Raw genomic sequence first — 6,064 nt, 5'->3', positions numbered from 1 at the left:
CGGCCGGTCATCTCGGTGAGCTCGGCCAATCGATAGCCTGTGCCCGGCAAGGTCACAATCAGGGCATCGGGGGTACGGGCGATACGCAAGGCTTCGATTTGTGTATCTAAGACCGACGACGTGCAAGGCTCCAACAAGTCATGTATAAAATAGTTATCCAAGTAAGAGATTTTGTCGCCAATTCGTTGGTAGTATAGCTTATCGCCGCAGTCCATTCCGCAACTTGGCTCGAACGAGTGCAGGGGAAGACGGTTTTCCGTTCCCAATCCCTCTATCCATGTATCATATCCTCTCAAATATATGCGTTTGCGTAATTTACCGCCTATCTCAAATGTGTCGGTATTCACGACCGGTATTTTTAGTTTCTCGCCCGACGGGTTAAGGGGCGATGCGGATTCAATGGTAATTGTATCGCCTTTCTCCAAAGTGAAGTCATACCATAGCCACTCTTTTTCTCCGTCCAAGAGGTAGACTTTTTTGTCCTCTTCGCGAATGAGAGCGATCTCCGTGCCGGAAGCGTAGTCGCAACTTTTCGATTCGACGAACTGTTTATAGATTTTTCCGTTTACAGCTTTTTCTCCTGTTATGTAGTAATGTGCAAATACGTCGATGTCCCAGATGTAACGGTCCTCCGGGTCGTGGTGATAAAATCCGAAATTGCAATCTTTCACGTAAGGGTCATATGCATAGGTGTCGCCACAAGCCCCCTTGTTCCCGTACTCATATTCGCCGGTGACAAGATTTTTCACATAGGACAAATATATCCAGACATTGCAATCTGGAACACATGGCGCTATGGTGAAGGCGGCGACCAGCCAATCATTTTTCAAACCGCCGATCCCTTCTATTACGTCATGAATAAGATATTCTAACCTTTTACGATAGGTCGAACCCACTTGTATTGTATCTACATAACGGACATCTATCTGCATATAATCCAAAGCCGAACGGCTATATAAGATAGACATATCTCCTTTTTCAAGAGAAAAGTCATAGATTAATCGTTCTTCACGGTTATCGCCGGTTATTTCCCGATAGTACACTTTTTTGTCATTTTCCCTTACTACCACGTAGCAGGGGGTATTCTTTTGCAATCCGCAGGTCGTGTACCTATAAAATTTTTTATATGTCGTTCCATCGATTATCGTGTCGCCTTTTATCTGACAGCGGTAGTCGCCCAGATCGCCGGTGTATCCCCATTCCACCCCTTCACGAACCAAAGGGACATATTCATATTTATCATCTAAATTATCATTCGGTCTTTGCCATTCGTTTTTACCGGTGGCAGTATTTTTTACGTATTCGAGTTTATTCTTGGTCTTTTCGTCAAACTCCGAAGTGATTTGATAGAACGGATACAAAATGTTATATCCGGTTTCGGTACTTCCGATTCCCTCGATACATTCTCCTCTTTGGTTTTCCAGTTTTATCATTTTCCTGTATTTCCCGTTTACTAAAATAGAATCGAGGCTTTCTACTTTCATGCCGAAATACCCCGGTTCTGTATGCCATGCCTGCATAATGTCGCCTACTTGTTTTACATTAAAATCATAAATGGGAACTTCTTCGGCATCTTTCGAGTACAAGCGATAAACAACCTTATTCTCTTCCCGGGCATAACCTGCAATTTTATAACTATCCGGATAATCACGGCTACTATTCCCCAGTTGCTTATATACTTTACCATTTATAATTTCCTCGCCAATGAACCGATAAATCTCACCATTTTTATACCCCCACTCTATTCCCTCCCGTACCAAAGGGACATACTCGTATTCCTGTGCTTGCAAGACGCTACCGCTCCATACTATCGACACGGCAATCAACAATAATAGTCTTTTCATATTTCGGTTCCTCCCTATATTATTTAAATTCTACATTTGCCCCAATTTTTGCTTCGAAGCCTTTTTGTATCATTATCTCTCCCCCGGCATCGATTCGCAACGAGCCACCGCGCTCCACTGTTCCACCGGAGATTGTTACATTTCCTTTACACTCGATTATCAATGTCGCACCGTTCTCTATGATTACCCCTTCGTCTATCCATACATCTCCACCGGATTCCAACGTGAGAGTTCCCGATTTTAAAACAACGTCTCCCTCCGTCCGGTTCGTATCTACCGCTTGGCCGATGTGGACGTTGTTCACGTGTAAATATTGTGAAGAACGTAGCGTGTCGTTTTGCAGGTATAGCGGGGCAATGTATGGTATGGCATTGTGCTTGTAAACCGTCACTACACTGTTGGGAGAGACTTCGTTGAAGGTTACGCTTGCTCCCGTCACAGTTTTTATTTCGGGTAATCCGTTTATTCCAGAGGTTATTGCCACTTTACTGCCGTTCAGTCCGTTACCGGCCACTGTAATCGAACTGTTCGAACGTGCAACCGAGATATCATCATATACCGAAGGGATATCGGTCCACATCTCGAATTCGGGACAGCCGATTAAACTGTGGGTCAAACTACACCAACGTGAATATTTGTTATACGCAAAACTTACTTTTGAAAAAGCCTCCGCTACACCTATTTGATTATTACCTTCTTTTATTTGTTCTACGAATTTTTTTTCTAATCTTACAGAGGAACCAATCCAACCGCTTCGAGTATTACCCAAAAAGGCAGGACCTCCATATAAGCCGGCTACCGTAAAGGAACTGCCTATGTTATATGTTACATTATATTGTTCATATATGTCGAATGGTGTCACATCGCAGGCTGTTGAGTAGGCTATGGCCGGATAGTCTTGATTCGTTAAATTATTTAATCCATTGCTTTCTTCAAAAACATGATGACAAGTTACCCCTTGTACTGCAAGAATCCCCCAATAAGGATATTCATGGTTTTTATGAGACTTTGTACCGATACCGCCGGGATTACCGTGTCCATGCCAACTGAAAAAACCGTATCTCTCATTCATTTCCGTTATTACTTCCGAACCGCTCGGAAATGTAGGATTTTCCGTATTATATGAAGGTTTTTCTTCAAAAATAGTATATTGCGGGAAAATCGGGCTAAAATTAGAAGATACAGAATCCGCTTCATGTATACCTTGTAATTCATCACATTGATGATAAAAAGCCTTTTGCAGATAACTGTAATCGCCATTGCCGGGGTTGCGCTCATACCGTATCAGTTTTTCGGTATAGTTTGCAATCTCCTGCCGATTGGTGCATAACAATCTACCCACAAAAATCTCCGGAGCATAGTCCATAGTATACATTTCACTACTTTCAAATTCCCCATACAAAGAATCTCCATCGACATTCCAATTTCCATTAAAATCACTAAAATACAAATCAGAAGGAATAGGCCAATCAACATAAATACTAGAATCTTGATTTTGTGAATCCTTTATTGTTATGCTCCGTCTTCCCGTTCCATATCGAATGGGCAATACGGTATAATCGCCCGCTAACAAGGCGTAGCGGAGAGAGCCGGAGTCGTAGGTATATTTCAGATAGGCTCGCGGTTTACCGGCATCATCGTCGATGTTAGAGACCAAATCGCCCCCTTGAAAATCGGGACACGCTAAGATATCCTCGATACAAACTACTCCTGCCGAGTATCCTTTTTGCCGTTTCCACCCGATGAGGCGATCGAAAGCCGGAGCTAATTCCCGATTTGTCACAACGGTATATTCGAAGTCGGGTAAAGTAGTAACTGTCCGGGACGAGGCTGAACGGGTCGCTGTCGCAGGGGCGAACCCATCGACCTGAGCGGGGTTGACGACTATCCGTTTCGCCTCCTCTCTTCCCCATCGAACGTTATTTCTGCCGGTTGCTCTGCGGGATATCGCCCGAAGGCGCGATGGGTTTTCGGAACCTGCGTTTTTCACCGAATAATCGAGACGAACGGTCACGGAATTACGAAAGAGGATTTCACCATCGGTCGGAGCGTAACTTATCGGGCATACAGCAACGGTGACGATGTGGTTGTCACCGTCGAGAAATCCTTCGTCTACCACTTGTACCGGAACAGCCGGCCAATATCGGTTGTTGCTATATACCGTGCTGTCGGGGGAAACGAACAGTTGCTCGCTTGTATTCCTGTCGGAGGGAATAGGCGGCTGGGTCGGATAAACCGGTAGCGTATACCGAGTCGCAGTTGTGGTCTCTCCCGTAACGGAAACCGTGAAATCGGTAGCATCGCAAGGAACGGAAAATCGCAAATAGTGTACAGGCAGCTCGGGCGTACCGGCTGCGGACTGTGTCCACAAGTCGGGATATCTGAGTCGAAGGTAAGAGTCGCCATTTTCACTAACCGTGTCGGTTGTCAAAAGGTGTTGGTCGAATGTCGCCGTATAGCTGATTTGCGCATTGGCTGCCGAGATGGAGAGGGCAAACAACAGGGCGACGACCGTATGCCTCAATCGTGATATTATCGGTTTCATGAGTGTTGCCTCTATTTGGTCAATATCATACGTTTACTGTCTATCTCTTTCCCATCGGCCACGAGGGAGTAGATGTACATTCCTGCCGAGAGCTCCGAGCCTTGCAAGGTTACTTTTCCTTCACCTCGGTCGGCGATTTCCATGCGGCGTATCTGCTCGCCTTGCAGATTGTAGATATATAGATCGGCCTGTTGTGTCTCGTAGGGTAGGGCAAAACGTATGACGGTGGTTGCACTGAACGGATTGGGATTGTTCTGATAGAGGGCGGGAACAATAGCACTTTCCGACTCGACTGCGGTATTGCGTCGCTCGGACTTGCGGAGTGCGCCGCCTATGGGTGTTCCGTCCCGCAAGGCTGCCAGATCTTTTTGCAATTCGGTGATGACAGTTTCTTGCGAGTCGACTTTTGCCTGTATTTCATTTAAGGAGTTAACAATCAGTGGAATCATGCCTATATAGTCGACATACATGTATCCTGCTGAATCGGTACGCACTAATTCTGGATAAACCTCTTTTACCTCTTGTGCCAAGAATCCGAAATGGGTACGGGCATTTTCTTTTTTGTTTATTTTTATGTTGTTTGTTCCGGCAGGAGTTTCCTTGTTCAACTGATAACTGATTCCCGAGAGTCGGAGTAATCCCGAGAGTGTGTTGTTTAGCGGTTGTATGTTTTTTTTGAAACGACTGTCAGATGGTGAATAAAAATAACCGATAACATCAACATTTAAGAATTGTATCATCGAACCATAATTGGCATTGTCATAGAGAACTACGTCTCCCTCGGAACTTGAAAAGCAGAATCCTTCACGGCCATATAAATGGAATAACGATGGATTTTCCGAAGTTATATATCGTCCGATATAAACATCATTTACAGGGTTACTTACCGAATTATAAAATGAAATACGGGCAGGGGCTTTTTCGTTTTTGGGGAAAAGGTTCAAAGTAGAGGAGCCCATAGAATTTGAACCATATCCACCTATTGAAATTTGTCCATCGTTTTGGATTTTCATTTGTCCCATTACGCAGAAAGAAAAACTGTATACTGCTATTACAAAAAAGAGGCGATTTGTTTTCATGATATTTTCGATTAAGTATTAAATTTTAGTTTATTCCAATGAGGTTATTTCGTTTAGAAACGATGTAAATATAATTGATTTATTTTTGATTTATTGTGTTTTTTATTATGAAAATATATGTTGTTAACAATAATTATATATAGAACTTTTAAGGGAGAGTATTGTGTATTTAGGAGTTGTGATTGTAGGGTTTACCCTCTTGCCTTGCGGGTACTCCACACCTATATATTGTGTGGCAAAACATAGGGGAGGAGGGTGAGATGTATTTCCCTTTCGCTTCTGCTCCGATTCTATATGTGACACCCCGTAATGCTGCGGGGTACGGCAGGGGGAGAAGTGAAAATCTATCTTTATGCCGAAACGAGAAGTACCACTTTCAATTCTCTCCCCTCCTTATCTCATTTGTGATGAGCTGTGGGAGAGGGGGAGGTCTCATTCTGTTTTCGTTATTGAGGGATTGGAAGTAAAGATAATTCTTACTGATTTCTTATTGTGTCGAGGTGGTGGGCCTGTTGCGGTGTTATGAAAAAAGCGAGGCCGCCCTAAAAGTTTTATGGACGATCTCGCTTCGCTGCTCCGCATGAGCGGTTGTCTTG

The 6,064-nt window shown here is 44.0% G+C and carries 3 protein-coding genes; all 3 read right to left on the bottom strand.

All coding sequences use genetic code 11. The features are described from left to right. Nucleotides 1-1,844, bottom strand: a 1,844-nt coding sequence (locus QVD32_RS05830) for a hypothetical protein (RefSeq protein ID WP_287710160.1), incomplete at its 3' end; no start/stop codon positions are given. 19 nt (nt 1,845-1,863) lie between these two features. Further along, nucleotides 1,864-4,389, bottom strand: a complete 2,526-nt coding sequence (locus tag QVD32_RS05825) for a C25 family cysteine peptidase (RefSeq protein ID WP_118687488.1) — start codon at nt 4,387-4,389, stop codon at nt 1,864-1,866. A gap of 11 nt (nt 4,390-4,400) precedes the next feature. Beyond that, nucleotides 4,401-5,468: a tail fiber domain-containing protein gene (locus QVD32_RS05820; protein WP_118687489.1), complete on the bottom strand. Its 1,068-nt coding sequence runs from the start codon at nt 5,466-5,468 to the stop codon at nt 4,401-4,403. Nucleotides 5,469-6,064 lie beyond the last annotated feature (596 nt).

Source organism: Barnesiella sp., assembly GCF_022723415.1.
GTDB lineage: Bacteria > Bacteroidota > Bacteroidia > Bacteroidales > Barnesiellaceae > Barnesiella > Barnesiella intestinihominis.
Note: the sequence above shows the minus strand (reverse complement) of the source record. Positions and strands in the feature narration are given on the sequence as shown.